This window comes from Brumimicrobium salinarum, from assembly GCF_002844555.1.
In the GTDB taxonomy this organism is placed as follows: Bacteria; Bacteroidota; Bacteroidia; order Flavobacteriales_D; family Crocinitomicaceae; genus Brumimicrobium; species Brumimicrobium salinarum.
Genome location: NZ_PJNI01000016.1, coordinates 29,377 through 47,519 on the forward strand (window position 1 = coordinate 29,377; position 18,143 = coordinate 47,519).

General features: G+C 34.7%; 16 protein-coding genes. 11 read left to right on the forward strand and 5 right to left on the reverse strand.

Annotated elements, in window-relative coordinates; genetic code table 11:
- Positions 1-91: 91 nt before the first annotated feature.
- Positions 92-973, reverse strand: coding sequence for an A/G-specific adenine glycosylase (mutY, locus tag CW751_RS12570; RefSeq protein ID WP_240612581.1), 882 nt, complete (start codon positions 971-973; stop codon positions 92-94).
- A gap of 40 nt (positions 974-1,013) precedes the next feature.
- Between mutY and CW751_RS12575 the strand changes: the two genes are divergently transcribed.
- From CW751_RS12575 to CW751_RS12600, 6 genes are all read left to right on the forward strand, one after another.
- Positions 1,014-1,370: an HU family DNA-binding protein gene (locus CW751_RS12575; protein WP_262484535.1), complete on the forward strand. Its 357-nt coding sequence runs from the start codon at positions 1,014-1,016 to the stop codon at positions 1,368-1,370.
- 319 nt (positions 1,371-1,689) lie between these two features.
- Positions 1,690-3,237, forward strand: coding sequence for an Rne/Rng family ribonuclease (locus CW751_RS12580; RefSeq protein WP_101335383.1), 1,548 nt, complete (start codon positions 1,690-1,692; stop codon positions 3,235-3,237).
- A 1-nt stretch (position 3,238) separates the two neighbouring features.
- Positions 3,239-3,721 carry a regulatory protein RecX gene (locus CW751_RS12585; RefSeq protein ID WP_101335384.1) on the forward strand — a complete coding sequence of 161 codons (483 nt, stop codon included), beginning with the start codon at positions 3,239-3,241 and terminating at the stop codon, positions 3,719-3,721.
- 106 nt (positions 3,722-3,827) lie between these two features.
- Entirely contained in the window at positions 3,828-4,541 is a 714-nt protein-coding gene (locus tag CW751_RS12590) for a polyprenol monophosphomannose synthase (protein WP_101335385.1), read from the forward strand.
- Positions 4,535-5,875 carry a dihydroorotase gene (locus CW751_RS12595; RefSeq protein WP_101335422.1) on the forward strand — a complete coding sequence of 447 codons (1,341 nt, stop codon included), beginning with the start codon at positions 4,535-4,537 and terminating at the stop codon, positions 5,873-5,875. The genes CW751_RS12590 and CW751_RS12595 overlap by 7 nt, the downstream gene beginning before the upstream one ends.
- A gap of 1 nt (position 5,876) precedes the next feature.
- Positions 5,877-6,233, forward strand: a complete 357-nt coding sequence (locus CW751_RS12600) for a DUF4296 domain-containing protein (RefSeq protein WP_101335386.1) — start codon at positions 5,877-5,879, stop codon at positions 6,231-6,233.
- A gap of 463 nt (positions 6,234-6,696) precedes the next feature.
- Here CW751_RS12600 and CW751_RS12605 read toward each other — a convergent pair whose 3' ends face one another.
- The 3 genes from CW751_RS12605 to gap form a co-directional block, all read right to left on the reverse strand.
- Positions 6,697-8,247, reverse strand: a complete 1,551-nt coding sequence (locus CW751_RS12605; RefSeq protein ID WP_101335387.1) for an FMN-binding glutamate synthase family protein — start codon at positions 8,245-8,247, stop codon at positions 6,697-6,699.
- A gap of 174 nt (positions 8,248-8,421) precedes the next feature.
- Complete coding sequence (locus CW751_RS12610; protein WP_101335388.1) at positions 8,422-8,880, reverse strand: CYTH domain-containing protein; 459 nt, start codon at positions 8,878-8,880, stop codon at positions 8,422-8,424.
- A 1-nt stretch (position 8,881) separates the two neighbouring features.
- Positions 8,882-9,874, reverse strand: a complete 993-nt coding sequence (gene gap / locus CW751_RS12615; protein WP_101335389.1) for a type I glyceraldehyde-3-phosphate dehydrogenase — start codon at positions 9,872-9,874, stop codon at positions 8,882-8,884.
- A 273-nt stretch (positions 9,875-10,147) separates the two neighbouring features.
- On the opposite strand from gap, the gene CW751_RS12620 reads away from it, so the two are divergent.
- From CW751_RS12620 to CW751_RS12630, 3 genes are read left to right on the forward strand one after another with little or no spacing between them, the layout of a single operon-like run.
- Positions 10,148-11,455, forward strand: coding sequence for a Kelch repeat-containing protein (locus CW751_RS12620; RefSeq protein WP_101335390.1), 1,308 nt, complete (start codon positions 10,148-10,150; stop codon positions 11,453-11,455).
- 13 nt (positions 11,456-11,468) lie between these two features.
- Positions 11,469-13,568: an ATP-dependent DNA helicase RecG gene (gene recG, locus CW751_RS12625; RefSeq protein ID WP_101335391.1), complete on the forward strand. Its 2,100-nt coding sequence runs from the start codon at positions 11,469-11,471 to the stop codon at positions 13,566-13,568.
- Between the two features lie 9 nt (positions 13,569-13,577).
- Positions 13,578-13,916, forward strand: a complete 339-nt coding sequence (locus CW751_RS12630; RefSeq protein ID WP_133122218.1) for a hypothetical protein — start codon at positions 13,578-13,580, stop codon at positions 13,914-13,916.
- 102 nt (positions 13,917-14,018) lie between these two features.
- On the opposite strand, the gene CW751_RS12635 is transcribed toward CW751_RS12630, so the two are convergent.
- Positions 14,019-15,785 (reverse strand): AMP-dependent synthetase/ligase, encoded by a 1,767-nt coding sequence (locus CW751_RS12635; RefSeq protein ID WP_101335393.1) that lies wholly within the window; start codon positions 15,783-15,785, stop codon positions 14,019-14,021.
- Between the two features lie 164 nt (positions 15,786-15,949).
- Between CW751_RS12635 and CW751_RS12640 the strand changes: the two genes are divergently transcribed.
- A complete protein-coding gene (locus CW751_RS12640) occupies positions 15,950-16,432 on the forward strand; it encodes an RNA polymerase sigma factor (RefSeq protein WP_101335394.1) in 483 nt (160 codons plus the stop codon).
- The gene (locus CW751_RS12645) at positions 16,429-18,129 is read left to right on the forward strand and encodes a type IX secretion system membrane protein PorP/SprF (RefSeq protein ID WP_101335395.1); all 1,701 of its coding nucleotides are present in this window, start codon (positions 16,429-16,431) and stop codon (positions 18,127-18,129) included. The genes CW751_RS12640 and CW751_RS12645 overlap by 4 nt, the downstream gene beginning before the upstream one ends.
- The last annotated feature ends 14 nt before the right edge of the window (positions 18,130-18,143 follow it).

Consider the following 18,143-nt stretch of genomic DNA (forward strand, 5'->3'; position numbering starts at 1 on the left):
TTTTCCAACTGCGCTAAGTCTGCCTCTACGATTTGCGAAGCTTCTATTTTTTGATCTATTTCCCAAAAAACAGCATGTATGTGCTGATGTGTCAAAATATGCTTTTCCGCAAACAATTGATCAAGCGCATTAACTTCATATTTTTTTGAAGTTGTTTATTAATTTCATTTTTCCCCATAGCACCCGTTGTTTCGATCACAGGAAATTCGTACATATTTTTCCAAATCCCCTGATCATCTCTTTTAATCAATTGAAGATACTCAGATGGATAAATAAAATAATGAAAATATTTTTTTGTCACTTTAACCTTCTTTGCTTTAACAGGTAAAGTCAATGGATTTCCTTCGTTGTATGCTAAACAACTCGAATTGAGTACGCAATTCTCACAATCAGGATTCTTAGGTTTACAAACCAATGCACCCATTTCCATAATCGCCTGATTAAATGTAGCAGGATCATTAACATCTAACAGTTCATCAACATACTGCTTAAAAGTTTTTTTACCGATAGTTGTATCTATAGGCGTGGGATCATTAAAATATCGTGAAAGTAATCGAAAAACATTCCCATCCAAAACGGCATGAGGCAAATCAAATGCAAAGGAGGCAATTGCTGAAGCTGTATAATCGCCAACACCTTTTAAGCTTAAAATATCTTTAAAGGTACAGGGAAAAACACCTTCAAAATCATTGACAACTTGTTTCGCTGCCGCATGCAAATTACGCGCTCTACTATAATACCCCAATCCTTGCCAAAGTTTTAAAACTTCTTGTTCATCGGCAGCTGCTAACATTTCTACTTTTGGAAATCGTTTCAGTATTTTTATATAATATGCTTTTCCTTGTTCTACCCTTGTTTGTTGCAAAATAATTTCGGACAACCAGATTTTATACGGATTTTTGGTTGCCCTCCAAGGAAGTATTCTTCCATTTTGTCGATACCAAACCTGAATTGATAGAGAAAAATGATGCATTTGGGTAAAAGTTTAAATTTATTACTGAAAACACAAAGATATAAGGAATAAGGTAACTACCTTTGTATCTGAAAATCATTATGTTGTTAACAATCAAAAAAAAATTATGACAAAAGCTGATATTGTTGCTAAAATAGCAGAGGAAATTGGATTAGAGAAGAATGAAGTTCAAAAAACAGTAGAATCTTTCATGAGTACGGTAAAAACATCTTTAACAGAGGGTGAGAACGTTTACTTGAGAGGATTTGGTAGTTTTGTAGTGAAGAAAAGAGCTGAAAAAACAGGTCGTAACATTTCAAAAAATACGACAATCATAATTCCAGCGCACAACATCCCTTCTTTTAAGCCAGCTAAAACATTTGTAGAAGATGTAAAAACAAATGTTAAAGTAAAATAATTGAAAAATCGTTCTCTTATTGGGACTTATAAAAGTTATTTTTATCTTTGCACTCCTGTTTTATTTCCTATAAAGCAGGGGTGTTTTTTTTTGAACATCTAAAACATTGAATATTAATACTTAAAAAATATAATTATGCCAAGTGGTAAAAAGAAAAAGAGACATAAAATGTCTACGCACAAAAGAAAGAAACGTTTAAGAAAAAACCGTCACAAAAAGAAGAAGTAACACCTTCTCTTTTTATTAGACAGATTTAACAAATAACTTGGCATAAAAACATGCTAAGTTATTTGTATTTTATAAACTTAAAACGGCTTCCGTGAATTATGAATTAGTAGTTGACTCCCGAAAAGGAGGCGTTTGGCTTGCACTACTAAAAGATGGAAAGCTTATTGAACTGCACGAAGAAAAAGAACAGTCTGATTTTGCTGTTGGTGATATTTACCATGGTAAAGTAAGAAAGGTTGTTCCAAGTCTGAATGCTTGTTTTGTAGATGTAGGATATGAAAAAGATGCTTTCTTGCATTACCTAGATTTAGGTCCGCAATACAAATCCCTCAATAAGTTCACCCAACACACATTGCAAGGTAAACAAAACGTAGCCGATCTATTGTACTTCAAAACAGAAGAAGATATTGCGAAAGATGGTAAAATAACAGATGTTGTTTCATCGTCTCAACACATTATGGTTCAGGTTGCAAAAGAACCAATTTCGAGTAAAGGACCTCGATTAAGTGCTGAAGTTACATTAGCCGGCAGATATTTAGTGCTCGTTCCGTTCTCTAACAAGGTTTCTATTTCGCAGAAAATAAAAGACCCTGAAGAACGCGATCGTCTGCGCGACATTATGAAAAGTATAAAACCAAAAAACTTTGGAGTTATCATTCGTACTGTAGCGAAAAACAAAAAAATTGAACAATTAGACCAGGATTTAAAAAACTTGCTCGATAAATGGAAAAAACTTCATGGGAATTTGATTAATTCAAAACCACCCAGAAGAATATTAGGTGAAATTAATAAAGCCTCTTCATTATTGAGAGATTTACTCAATGCTGAATTTACGAATATCCACGTAAATGACGATGCATTACATGAGAAAATGAAGCTATATGTGGCTTCAATTGCTCCTGATAGAGAAAAAATTGTAAAACGTTACAATGGCAAACTAGACATCTTTGAAAAGTTTGGAATCAATAAACAAATCAAAACCCTCTTTGGAAAAAAAGTTCCATTACCGAGTGGAGGTTATTTAATTATTGAACATACAGAAGCTATGCACGTCGTAGATGTGAATAGCGGTAATAGAAAAGATGCTAAAGGTCAAGAAAGTAATGCGCTTGCAACAAACCTCGAAGCGGCTGAAGAGCTTGCGCGTGTTTTACAGCTTAGAGACATGGGAGGAATTGTGGCAGTGGATTTTATTGATATGCATGAAAAAGAAAACAACCGTGCATTATTTGATAAAATGAAGACTTTCATGAAGCCAGATAGAGCAAAGCATAACATTCTCCCTCCTTCGCGTTTTGGTGTAATCGAGATTACACGTCAACGTGTGCGACCAGAAACAGACATTGAAACATCGGAAAAATGTCCGGTGTGTAATGGTACAGGAGAAATAACGGCAAGCATACTTTTTGCTGATGAAATTGAAAACAATTTAACTTATCTGTTAGAGGATAAAAAAATGAAGAAAATTTCATTAGAAGTTCATCCATATATAGAATCTCACTTTAAAAGAGGTTTGATTTCTAAGCAAGTTCAATGGTTTTTAAAATACAAGAAATGGATTCGCGTGACTGGAGTCACAAACTTCCACTTGCTTCAATATGCCTTTAAAAATGAAAAAGGCAAAAAAATAAAAATATAAAATGGAAGGGAATAAAAAATATTCCTTTTTAGAAGCAAAACATAAAATAGAAGCTTGGTGTGCTTATCAAGACAGATGTCATAGTGAAGTGTATAAAAAACTTCGGAACTATGGACTTGATGATGAGGACACCAATGCTTTAATTTCTCACTTAATTTCTTATCAATTCCTTGACGAGCAAAGATTTGCTGAAAGCTTTGTGTCTGGAAAACACAGAATAAAAAAATGGGGCAGAAATAAAATTGTCGCACATTTAAAACAAAAAGGAATTCCGCAATACTGTATCAATAAAGGTTTAGAAACCATTGATAAAGAGGAGTATTTTGAATCTTTGGTTCATATAGCAGAAAGAAAATGGGCCGAAAAGAAAGGCACCACTTTTGAAAAGAAAGTAAAAACACAACGCTATCTAGCCAATAAAGGTTATGAATTTGATCTTATTTATTCAGTTTTATCAGATTTGGAAAACCAAGAATCAACCTAAAGAAAAAGCATAGTTCGGAATATTAAATGTTTTTCAAAACTTTCACATGATTGTGCTAATTGGTCTATAAATTTTAAATTATATTAGCACTTATAATTTTTTAGAAGTGTCAGATAGCATAATTATAATTCCAACGTATAACGAAATTGAAAACATAGAACGAATTATTCGTAAAGTTTTCAGTTACGAAAAAGAGTTTCATTTACTTATTGTAGATGATAACTCACCAGATGGAACAGCTAAGAAAGTAGCCGAACTTCAAGAAGAATATCCAGCTCGTCTACACTTACTAAATCGCCCGAAGAAAGATGGCTTAGGAAATGCCTACAAAGCAGGGTTCGACTGGTCGTTAGATCAGCAATACGATTACATATTTGAGATGGATGCAGACTTCTCTCATAATCCCGATGATTTAATCAGATTATACGATGCATGCGCTCAAAACGATGTACATTTATCAATTGGATCTAGATATTGCAAAGGCGGAAAGGTGAAAAATTGGCCTTTAATGAGAATTCTTATGTCTTATTTCGCTTCGATTTATGTGCGCATGATTTTAAACATCGGTATAAAAGACACTACAGCAGGATTCAAATGTTATTCTAGGGAAGCATTAGAGAAAGTAAATTATGATGTCATCCCTTTTAAAGGTTATGCATTTCAAATTTGCATGAAATATGGCGTAAGAAAACATAACTTAGGCATCGTTGAGGTTCCCATAACTTTTGTAGATAGACAAAGAGGAACTTCTAAAATGAGTACAGGAATATTTAAAGAAGCACTTGTTGGTGTTTGGAAAATGAAAAAAATGAAATTATGAAATATCTTTTGAAACAAGCGACACTTATCAATGAAGGAATATCTGAAGTAAAAGATGTTTTAATTGAAAAAGAACGAATTCAAAAGATTGGTCAATCTATTCAGGCAGAAGGTGCAATAGAAATCAATTGCGAAGGTAAATACCTTGTTCCTGGAAGTATTGATGATCAAGTTCATTTTCGAGAACCTGGATTGACACATAAAGCTGATATTCAAAGTGAAAGTCAGGCAGCTATTGCTGGTGGCATTACTTCTTTTATGGAAATGCCCAACACTGTTCCCAATGCCCTAACACAAGATCTACTTGAAGAAAAATATCAAATTGCGGCCCAATCAAGTGCAGCAAATTATAGCTTTTTCATGGGGGCTTCAAACGACAATATCGAAGAAGTACTTCGCACAGATCCTAGAAATGTATGCGGAGTAAAGGTATTTATGGGTTCAAGTACTGGAAATATGTTGGTAGATGAACCATCAACGCTTAACAAGATATTTAGTGAAGTTCCTATGTTGATTGCCACTCATTGTGAAGATGAGCAAACAATAAGAAAAAACATGCAACAGGCGCGAGAACAATACGGAGAAGATGTTCCGATTCACTTACATCCTGAAATTAGAAGTGAAGAAGCGTGTTATCTTTCTTCATCTTTAGCAGTTTCCTTAGCAAAAAAGCACAACGCAAGACTTCATGTTTTACATATTTCAACTGAAAAGGAATTATCTCTTTTTGAAAATAAAACACCATTAAATAAAAAACGAATAACAGCAGAAGCTTGTGTTCATCATTTATGGTTTTCCAATGAAGACTACTCAGAAAAAGAGACGTTAATCAAATGGAATCCTGCGGTAAAAAAGCCCAGTGATCGTGAAGCCTTATGGAAAGCAGTTTTAGACAACCGAATAGATGTTATTGCAACAGACCATGCTCCACATACTTTGGAAGAAAAACAACAATCCTATTTTAAAGCACCATCTGGTGGACCGCTGGTTCAACATGCTTTACTGGCGTTGTTAGAAAAATCAATTCAAGGAGTGATTAGTAAAGAAAAAGTTATTGAAAAAACGGCACATGCTCCTGCTCAATTATTTGGAATTGAAGATAGAGGTTTTATCAGGGAAGGTTATTTTGCTGATTTAGTTATCATAGACCCACAACAAACAACAACCGTAAATAAAGATAATATTTTATACAAGTGCGGATGGTCTCCTTTTGAAGGAGTTCAATTTAACCACAGTATTGAGAAAACTTTTGTGAATGGTATTTTAGCTTATGATAAAGGTGAAATCGTGCATGTTAAAAATGGGAAAAGATTAACTTTTAACAGACGTGATTAACATGAAGAGAATAAGATTAGCACTGTTCATTTCTGGAGGTATTCTGTTGAGTAATTGTTCTTACCAACTCGAATCGAATCAACCACCAAGTGATTTAATTCCAAAGGATTCATTTAAGCTGATTCTTACTGATATTATGATTGTAGAATCTTTTTATAAAAGTCAGCACGTTAATGTAGCTGATTTCTCTAAAGTTTTACCCAAAGCAATTCAACCAATTTTTGAACAGTACAATATAGATAGCACACGATATGTAAACTCCATGAATTATTACACGACACAACAGGAAGTTTTAAAAGGAATTTACGAAGAAATTCAAGACAGTATCACGTTGAACACCGTTGACTTAACAAAGTAATAACGCTAAAACTGAAGAACCGTTGCTACAGGATAATATTCTACGTTGTTTATCATGCAGTTTAACCCGTATTATTAACAAATTGACTACGTTACTAAAATCAGCTATTTTATATCACAAAAGCCCCGCTACTTTAGAATACAGGTAATATTTTGATTCACGATTTTTTTTGTCATCATTTTTGTTTTGCTACGCGACAAAAATGCCGCCAAAAAGAATTATACCGATATTTATAGCCCTGCGTTGCGCTTTGCTTACACGGGGCTATAATTACTTGACACCTTCAGCGTCAGGTGTAATTCAATCTAAAAAAATCTGACGTAGTCGATGAAGTTTGCTATTTTATGTTACAAAAGACCCAGTCTTAGAATCCGGGTTAATTATCCGAACAGTTTATTTCGTCAACATAAAAAAAGGCACTCATTAAAAACAAGCGCCTTCTTTTTATTCAGTTTTATGCTTATCAAACATGGTGCAATTGATTCTCCTTTAATAAAGAACCTACCTCTGTAAGCGGATAAATTTCGTTGTACTTCTTCACTTTATCCATTTCTACTCTTCTATTGATATGAACACGTTTAAGTTCTTTTGGCGTCACAACGCCACTCGCTGCCATTAATTCTATAAAGCTATATACACTTTGAGAATGGAAATTGGCTACACGTTGTGCTTTATTCTCGACATCTAATCCTTTCATTAAACGTTTGTCTTGTGTAGCAACACCAACTGGGCAAGTATTTTTGTGACACTGCAAAGCTTGAATACATCCCGTAGCTAGCATCATTGCTCGAGCACAAGCGACTGTATCAGCTCCAATGGCAATTAATCTAGCAATATCAAAACTACTAAATACTTTTCCTGAAGCAACTATACTGATATCTTTTCTAAGGTCATAACCACGTAAAGTGTTTACAGCGAAAGCCAATCCATCCCTTAATGGAATTCCGATTGCATTCGAGAATTCTACTGGAGCTGCTCCTGTTCCGCCTTCACCTCCATCTATTGTAATGAAATCCGGTTTTATACCCGTTTCAACCATTGCTTCACAAATATCAATGAACTCTGATTGTTTACCGATACACATTTTAAAGCCTATTGGTTTTCCATTTGAAAGCTCACGCATTTGTTTTATAAAGTACATCAATTCTGTAGCGTTTTTAAAAGCAGAATGTGTATTTGGTGAATGTACTGTTGTATGCGGTTCAACGTGTCTAATTGCAGCAATTTCCTCTGTGTTTTTTGACGCTGGTAGAATTCCTCCATGACCAGGCTTTGCACCTTGAGAAATTTTCAGTTCAATCATCTTAACACTAGGCGTATTCGCATTTTCTTTGAAGGTAACTGGATTAAAGTTTCCTTCTTTATCTCTACATCCGAAATATCCTGTTCCTATTTGCCAAATTAAATCTCCGCCATATTGCAAATGATACGGACTAATTGCTCCTTCTCCCGTATTTTGAGCGAATCCACCCATTTTTGCACCTTTATTCATGGCCAAAACAGCGTTTTTACTCAAAGATCCAAAACTCATCGCTGAAATGTTCATAATACTTGCTGCATAAGGCTGTAAACAATCTGCTCCTCCTATCAACACCCGTGGATCATGATCTATTTCTTTTCGATTTCTTGCATATATTGAATGATCGATCCATTCATATCCCACATCATAAGTGTTCAACTGAGTACCAAATGGCGTGGTGTCATTTACTTTTTTGGAACGCTGATAGATAAGTGATCGATCTAAGCGGTTGATTGGTCTTCCATCCGTATCATTCTCCACAAAATACTGCATAATTTCTGGACGTATGGATTCTAGGATAAAACGTAAGTTCCCTATAACTGGAAAGTTACGCCTAATACTATGCTTACGTTGGAAAATATCAAAATACCCCACAAGAATAAGTGGCCCTAAAACAACCATAAACCACAAAACATTATTCCAAAACGGATAAATTGCAGCAACTATTCCTAAGATTAGGATAGATAATAAAATAAAAATTTCTCTCGCCTTCATGACTTACTTTAATTATTATTTTCTATTTATTGTAATCTAAATTTTTCACAAAAATATGGGGCAAAGTTAAATTAAAAAAGACATTTCCAAGATTCATTTCAAAGTTAAATTTGATAATTGAAAAGTCTAATTTAACGAATGCCGAATTACATTATTATTCAGACATATACAGCTTCACAACATATTGGCATTGTAATATTGAGCTTCTCCTGTAACTTCCTTTTTCAACCATTTTGGACGACCGAAAGATTGTGCTTCGTTAAGCAACTCTATTTCGGCTAGTATTAAACCTGATTGTGGAGATTCGAACTCATCTACTTCCCAAACAAATTCATTTAACTTAAGTTCATACCTGGTTTTAATTATTTTCTTAGGACAAAACTCAGCAAGTAATTCCTCTGCTTCTGAAAAAGGTATTTCATATTCATATTCTAGGCGAGAAAACCCTTCTGTTGCTCCTTTAATGGTAATGAAACCCTTGGAATATTGAGCACAAGTTTTGGTTCTAATACGCACTGTTTTTTCTTTGGATTTTAATAAATATCCCTGACAAATACGCACGCCTGTTTTTGGCTTCTCATCAGCCCAAATAGCTTCGTCAACCAAAAATTTTCTTTCTATTTCAACTCCCAAACTACATCGTTTTTATTAAATCCAGCAATCGATTTGAATATCCTGCTTCATTATCATACCATCCAACTAGTTTCACAAGATTTCCAACTACTGAGGTTAGTCGACTATCAAAAATACAACTTGCAGGGTGACCAATAATATCGGAAGAAACAATAGGATCATTTGTATAATCCAGAATACCTTTCAACTCTTCTTCACTTGCTCTTTTAAACTCAGCATTGATTTCCTCAACAGTGGGTACTTTTCCTGAAACGGTAATTGTTAAATCCGTTAAAGATCCATCAGGAACAGGAACACGAATTCCACATCCTCCAATTTTACCATCTAGCTCTGGAAAAATTTTAGTCAAGGCTTTTGCTGCTCCTGTTGTTGTAGGCACGATAGACTCGGCAGCAGCCCTTGCTCTTCGCAAGTCTTTATGAGGCGCATCATGAAGTTTTTGATCAGATGTATAACTGTGAACAGTTGTAATATATGCACTTTCTATGGTACACATTTCAGCAAATAATTTAACCATTGGCGCTGCTGAATTTGTGGTACAAGAAGCATTACTCACTAAAAGATCTTCAGGTTTCAATTTTTCTTCATTCACTCCTAATACAACAGACTTTATATCTCCTCCTTTACCTGGCGCACTAATTAATACCTTTTTAGCGCCGCCTTTTAGGTGTGCCTTTGCTGTTTCTTCGGTTCTAAACAAACCAGTTGATTCGAGTACGATCTCCACTCCATATTTGGCCCATGGAATGTCTTCTGGATTGCGAAATTGCGTGAAAATAATTTTATTTCCATTCTCAAAAACAATGGAATTATCTTCTAAATGAAAATCTACTTCTAATTTCCTGTGAACAGAATCGTATTTTAAAAGATGTGCCAGGGTTTCAATATCTGCCAAATCATTTACAACTGCTACCTGAACTTTATCTTGCTGAAGACTCATTCTAGTAAAATATCTTCCTATTCTTCCGAAACCATTAACACCTATCTTTTTCATACGCTATTTTTTTTTCTATTAACAAACTTAAATAATATCGGAACTAATAAAAAGTAAAAGACAATTTCATATTAGAAATGTTTTAAAAAACTTCAAAAGCAATCAAACAACATAACCTTGAAGCTCAACAAGCAAAAGAGTTAATAGACCGTGAAAACAACCTTTGTTAGGTATTATTTTTCTCATTAAAAGTGATATCATTATCGTTTTAAGGTTCAAATTTGCTTACTTTCCACTTCATCAATTGTAGAATTTCATTAAATTCGTAATGTTATGATGCGATGGTGGATAATTTCTTTCCTTACAATTTTATCATTTGATAGTATAAGTCAAAGTGATTGGAAATGGGCTGCCCTTTCTCCATTGCCCATATCGACTACAAACAACGCTGTTGTAGCTTCGCTAACAAATGAAGAAAAATTTATCTACAATTTTGGAGGAATAACCGATCCAACTGATTACAACACCATTCATCAACGTGTTTTTAAATATACTGTGAGTAGTGATAATTGGACGGAAATAAATTGCTTGGCAGACACATTAGCGAAGATTAGCAGCGCCACAAGTTATGTTAAAAATAAAATATATATCACTGGCGGAAAGCATCTAACAAGTGATAGCACGGCAGTTTCCTCAAATAAAACTCATATTTTCAATCCTTTTATTGACACATTTGAAGTGAATGGAAATGATATGCCCGTTGCTGTTCACGATCATGTTCAAGCCGTTTGGAGGGATAGTTTGATTTTTTTAGTTGGCGGAATGAACAACAATCAAATTCTACCTGATGTGCAGATTTACAATCCATCTTTCGACTCATGGTCACAGGGAACACCAGTCCCCGACAATTCGCAATTCAAAAGCTTCGGCGCGACTGGCTATATTTTGGGAGATACGATTTTTTATTTTGGTGGAGCTCACAACGATTCAATAATCCAAACGAATAATTATTTTAGAAAAGGAGTTATCAATAAAAATGACCCCACTCAAATTGAATGGTCTTTCATATTTACTGATTTGGGAGAACCAATTTACAGAGGGGCTTGCTCAGGTCATAACAAGACTTTATTTTGGGTAGGCGGATCAGAAAAAACATATTTAACCGCTCCAAACGACATCAACACCAATTTACCTGTTTTCCCTAATCATCGGCTTGTGTCCTACAATTTAGAAACGAAACAAAAAACAGATTATTTAAACACACCTTATCATGTAATGGACATCAATGGAATTGCTAAACTAGGCGGTGGAAACTGGATCATTGCTGGTGGTCTTGACTCATTAAATAACGTTTCAAATCGAACTATTCTTTTGCACAATCCTGCGTTATCAGATCTCAACAAAGCAATAAAACCTCCTTTTTTCAAAGTAAATGAAACAGAAAACAACTACATTGTAATAACAAAAAACATTGGAGAGATAAGCGTATATGATGTTTCCGGAAAACTCCTTTATCGCTCTGCTAAACAATTGGCAGATTTATATATCTCGCGATCAAAATTGAGTAACGGCATATTACTTTTTGTTTATAATGATGGACTAAATTTACCTGTTCACCGCAAGCGAATAAAATCAAAATAAAGCATATCCTAGGATGGACAATCTATTTAAAACCCCGATTGAATACCTTAAAGGAGTTGGACCTGAGCGTGGAAGTGTTTTAACATCTGAAGCAGGGATAGAAAACGCTTGGGATCTTTTAAATTACTTCCCATTTCGTTATGTTGACCGCTCAAAATATCATCAGATCATTGATATTCCCGCAATGGAAGGACGCGCAGTCCAATTAAAAGGCACGATTACGGGGGTTCGAGAAACAGGAGTTGGCCGAGCAAAAAGACTACAAGCCACATTTCAAGATCAATCTGGAACCATTGATTTAATTTGGTTTAAAGGAGCAAAATGGATAAAAGACAAATTAAAACCAGGTGTTTTATTTCGATTATATGGAAAGCCAACCCTATTCAAAAGCACATATAACATTGCTCATCCTGAAATTACTCCTTTTAATGGTGTTGCACACGAAAAAGGACTCCAAGCGGTCTACAACAGCACAGAAAAGCTTACAAAAAAAGGTTTACACACCAAAGGCATTGAAAAGTTAACCTATCAATTAGCATCTGAAATTAAAGGTAAAATACCTGAGTTTTTACCGCTTTCAGTTTTACAGCAATATAATTTGATATCAAGGGAACAAGCCTATCGAAATATTCATATTCCACCAAGTTTTGAAGCGGTACAAAAAGCACAAATTCGCATAAAATTTGAAGAGCTTTTACTTTTACAAATGGAATTGTTATTGCGTAAAAATATAAACCTTCAAAAATCATCAGGGTATGTTTTTAGACAAACAGGTGCTTACTTTGATGAATTTTACGCAGCCCATATCCCTTTCGAATTAACGAACGCCCAAAAAAGAGTTACCAAAGAAATTCGTAAAGATTTACGCAGTGGAAAACACATGAATCGACTTCTACAAGGCGATGTTGGAAGCGGAAAAACGCTTGTGGCTGTATTGAGTATGCTTTTTGGAGTAGGGAATAATTTCCAATCTGCCTTGATGGCACCAACAGAAATTTTAGCAAAACAACATTATCAAACCATCAAGGAACTGTTGGCTCCATTAGATATAGAGGTTGCCTTACTAACGGGATCAACAAAAAAATCTGAACGGAAGATATTATTTGAAGCCTTATCCAAGGGAGAAATTCATATCTTAATTGGTACGCACGCTTTGTTAGAGCCAACAGTTGTATTTAAAAACTTAGGCTTGGTCGTTATAGACGAGCAACACCGATTTGGAGTAGCACAACGGGCCAAGTTATGGAAAAAAAACACCAAACCTCCTCATGTTTTAGTAATGACAGCCACTCCGATACCTAGAACACTCGCCATGACATTTTATGGTGATCTAGATGTCTCAGTGATTGATGAACTTCCTCCTGGCAGAAAACCAATTAACACAATGCATTTTTTTGAAAAAAGCAGGTTAAAAGTATTCGATTTAATTAAAAAAGAAATTGCATTAGGACGACAAGTATACATTGTTTACCCACTCATTCAAGAATCTGAAACCATGGATTACAAAAATCTCATGGAGGGATATGAAGCTATTTCCAGAAGTTTCCCCCGTCCTAAATATCAAATGAGTATTGTTCATGGACAAATGAAAGCAGATGATAAGGCTTATGAAATGGAACAATTTGCAAAAGGACACACAGATATAATGGTAGCAACAACGGTTATTGAAGTTGGAGTTAATGTTCCTAATGCATCTGTAATGATTATAGAAAGCTCGGAACGTTTTGGTATTTCACAACTGCATCAGTTACGTGGTCGTGTTGGTCGAGGCGCAGAAAAATCATACTGTATTTTAATGACTGGAGAAAAGCTTTCCCAAGAAGGTAAAAAGCGACTTCAGACTATGGTGGCTACAAACGATGGCTTCAAAATTGCGGAAGTAGATCTTGAAATAAGAGGTCCAGGTGATATTATGGGAACACAACAGAGCGGCATCCTTAATCTTAAACTCGCTGATTTAGCCAGAGATGGTCAGCTGGTAAGCGCCGCAAGACAAACTGCACGAGATATTTTGGAAGAAGATCCTTCTCTTGTTCAATCGGAGCATCAAAATTTAAAAATAGAACTTAAAAGACATTTAAAATCTAAACCAAATTGGAGTAAAATCTCTTAAAATTAATTCATGAAAAAACTAACATTTTTATTACTCGTTTTATGGTCATCAACAATGGCTATTGGTCAGATTAGTGGTGACATTGTAAATGATAAAAGATCCTTAACATCTGATGCTGCTTTCGTTATTGAAAGTCATTTGAATGGTAAAGTTGTTTTCAATATTGCTGTCAACAGCAAGGGAGAGGTTACTTCCACAACAGTTGTAGAAGAAGAAACTACGATTAGAAGTACACCCGCAAAGATAAAAGCTAGAAATCACGTTGCAAATTTCAAGTTCAGTCCTGGAACGTGGTATCCAAAACATCACCAAGCTAGAGTTGCCATCACCTTAGTTCAGAAAAAGTAATCTATAAAAAGTTCCTTTTTAAAAAACTACATAAAAAAAGCGATTGCAGGAATTTCACTACCTACAATCGCTTAAGTTTATATAAGCTTCTATTTTGAGGTTTTATTGATTCCCGTATATTTTTTCTACTAAGTCAGCGTGAATCTCAAGAATTTTCTTTCTTTTAAATTTCAACGTTGGAGTTATTTCTCCTTTTTCAACAGAAAATTCCTCAGGCAACAATTCAAACTTTTTGATTTTCTCAAATTGTCCGAACTCTCCATTGTATACTTCAATTTCTTCTGCTATACGTTCAATTACATCTGGATGTTCAACCAAAGATTTATTATCATCTCCAACTTTCACACCTTTTCTATGCGCCCATTCCCGCACGAAATCATACGCTGGAATAACAAATGCGGCAGGATGTTTCTGTCCTTCTCCAATTACCATCAACTGTTCAATAAAACGTGACTCTTTAAATTTATTTTCCATCATTTGCGGAATAATATATTTCCCTCCTGATGTTTTAAAGATTTCTTTCTTACGGTCTGTAATTTTCAAAAACTTACCGTCAATCATTTCTCCAATATCTCCAGTTGAAAACCATCCATCATCGGTTAACACCTCCTTGGTCTTTTCAGGCTGATTGTAATAACCCATCATTACACTAGGTCCTTTTACAATGATTTCTCCATCTTCGGCAAACTTAACTTCAACGTTATCGAGCAATGGGCCTACGGTTCCGAATTTAATTCCATTTTTAAGACAATTTACTGAAATAACAGGCGAGGTTTCCGTCAAACCATACCCTTCTAAAATTGGAATTTCTGCCGCTAAAAATATACGAGCCAATCTAGGTTGAAGAGCCGCTGCACCAGAAGCAATGGCCAATACCTCCCCTCCTAATGCTTCTTGCCATTTAGAGAAAATTAATTTTCTCGCTATTTTAAGTTTAAATTTGTACCATCCTGATTTTCCAGTTTGCTCAAATTCTTCTCCAACAGATACCGCCCAAAAGAACAATGCTCTTTTGATTCCTGTCAATTCATCTCCTTTCGCTATAATCTTAGCGTAAACCTTTTCAATTAATCGTGGAACAGCTGTAAAAACATGTGGTTTCACTTCTTTTATATTTTCGCCAATCGTATCTAAACTTTCTGCAAAATGGATTGAAAAACCGACATGCATGTATAAGTAATGAAGCATGCGTTCGTAAACGTGACAAACAGGTAAAAATGTTAAACATCTACTGTTTGAATCACCAGGAATTCTTGGCAAACTACCATAAACATTAGATAAAATATTATTATGAGACAACATTACACCTTTTGGATTACCAGTTGTTCCAGATGTGTAAATCATAGTTGCTAAATCTCCATTTTTAATAACTTTCGAACGATTTTCAACTTCAGTAATGTCAACTTTTTCGGCCTCATCCATCACTTTTGACCAATGCGTTGCACCTTCCACCTCATCAAAGCAGAAGATTTTATTTAAAGTTGGAAGCTCTGCTTTTATACTGTGTATTTTATTATATAGTTCTTCATCGCCAGTAAAACAAACCTTGATATCTGCATCTCCAAAGATATACTTGTAATCTTTTGTTGAAATATTGGGATAAACCGGCACACCAATTGCGCCAATCTGCTGAATTCCAATATCCATAATGTTCCATTCAACGCGATTTCCTGATACCATCGCCACTTTCTCTCCAGGCTCAACGCCTAAAGCAATTAAGCCGCGCGAAACCAAATTAACTTTTTCAACGAACTCTTTTGTGCTCGTTGAAACCCATTTACCATCTATTTTAGTTGAAAACATAGTTTCTTGAGGAAAATTCTCAAGCTGGTGATACACTATGTCGAAAAGTCTTTCTTGTTTTTTCATAGTTTGTGATTTAATACACTAAATCTAATAATTTTTGTCGTATCAAGTTCTTTTTAACAAATGAATTTTTTTTAAACAACAAAAATTTAATTACTTTAGACATTAATTGAGTTGAGGTGTAACTTTTACCCTCCTTAAATTGTTTTACTGTTAAACACGCGTTTTTGAATCGAAGAGAATACAATATAGCTGTCAAACTACATGCTTCCAATTTATATGGATATGTGTTTGGGTTCCTCAGAAATAGTGAGGACACACAGGATATTGTACAAGACGTTTTTGAAAAATTGTGGAAAAATAGAAAGAAAGTAGAAGTTGAAAAATGCAAAGCTTGGATGTTTAGAACTGGGCATAACGCATTAATTAATTTCTCGAAAAGGAAAAATCGAACAGTTTACAACACTGAATTAGTTCCCGAAAAATCGAAAATCGACAACCGATTTGAAACTCAGGAAATAATAGATTTAGCCCTTTCCCTTCTTCCTCCCACTCAAAAAAGTATTGTTCTGCTCAGAGATTTGGAAGGATATTCTTACAATGAAATATCAGAGATTTTAGATTTATCTGATAGTCAAGTGAAGGTTTATCTTTACCGGGCGCGAAAAAAAATTAAAAAACAGTTAGGCGATTTAATATTAACTCAATGAGCAGACCTTCTTTTGAAAATATAGATCAATGGCTTTTTGAATACACAGAAGGAAATCTTTCTGTGGAGCAAGAAACGCAATTAATGGATTTTATTCGCTTAAATCCAGAGGTCGTTTCTGATCTAAAAGCATGGAATCAAGCCAAAGTGAAACCGCTTGATACATCTGGTTTTTCTGCTGCAGGATTAATGCGTCCCACGCCTTTCTTTATGCGTCCAGTAACCTTAATCGCATTAGGTGGTATTATATTGATGCTTTCTTTAGTTGGACTAGAATTTTATCCTGTTACTCCCCAATATTCGAAATCGGAAATTGATATTGATCAAATAACAACAAATGAAACAGATTTCGTAACACCAAAGTTTACCACTAAAAACAAAAAGAACATTAAGCCCATCATACAAAAGAGAAAAGTAAATGATTTCTCTAAGTCAATTCAGTCTAGGTCAGTTCAGAAAAACGATAATCGAGCTATTGAAACCGATTTCAATAATTTAGCTGCTCAAGGTGAATTGAAAATAGTCGACCAAACAAGTGAAAAAGATCGCCTTGAAATAGTGAAGAACACTGAAAAAACAGTAGGCGATATTTCCACAGCTCTTACAACCAACATCAACGCCCCTGATTTGAATAAAATTAAAGACTACTTGAGTGGAAAAACTGACATAGAAAGTAATGATGTAGCTGAAGAACGCTCCCAAAAGGTAAAAGTCATTTCAACAAAAGGAAGTTTTAAAAAGTCAATAAAAAGTACTTTAAGAAAAATAAAGCGAATGGCAAATCAACCAGTTGCTTTGAGAAACACAAAGAACCCGAATTTCCATGCCCCCATGATGAATGGTTTTGCTGCTAATAGTGCAATGGTCGGTTCTGCACCTGGTAATAGAATTCAAAACACTACACGTCTGCAATGGTATGAACAAAAAAATGCACAATTAAAGAATGCCATTTCATGGGATGGTTATGTATATGGATTAAGAGGAGGTTTAGGAATAGATGCGAGTTTTAACACTTACAATAAAAACGATATTAACAATTATCAAGTCGCAATAACCTATTCTCCAAAGTTTTCAATATCTTCAAAAGTTTCATTTGAACCAGCGCTTAGATTCAAAATGGGCGTGATTAATTTAGATACAGAATCCGACTTAATTTCTTCAAGAATTGAATTAAATAGACACCAACTAATTCCCCTTTTCGAAGATAAAAATCAAGTAAATGGTAATCAACTTTGGTACAGAGATATTGGACTTGGATTTATGCTCAATACCGAATGGTTTTACCTTGGATTCGAAGCTGATAATTTAGGGAGACACAATAACAATTTTTATTCAAGTGACTTAAGTAAAAACTACAAAAGTAATATCCATTACACGGCTGTATTTGGAACCGAATATCAATTTTTCAACCGAGATATACGAATTAGTGGATATGGTCTATATCAAAACAATGGTTACCTAAATGAATTATGGTTGGGTGGAAATGCACAGTTTAATTGGTTGCAATTTGGTGCAGGAATTAATACACAAGCCGACGTTGGCGTATCGTTGGGGACCATATTTAAGCAATTTTCAATTCATTATAATTTAGATTATTTACAAAGTCAGTTAATGGAAAAGAAGTTATTATCACACCAAGTCTCAATCAAACTTATGCTAAAACCGAGTCGCTTAACATCTAAATTTTTAAACTTATAGAAAGGAGAGAGTTA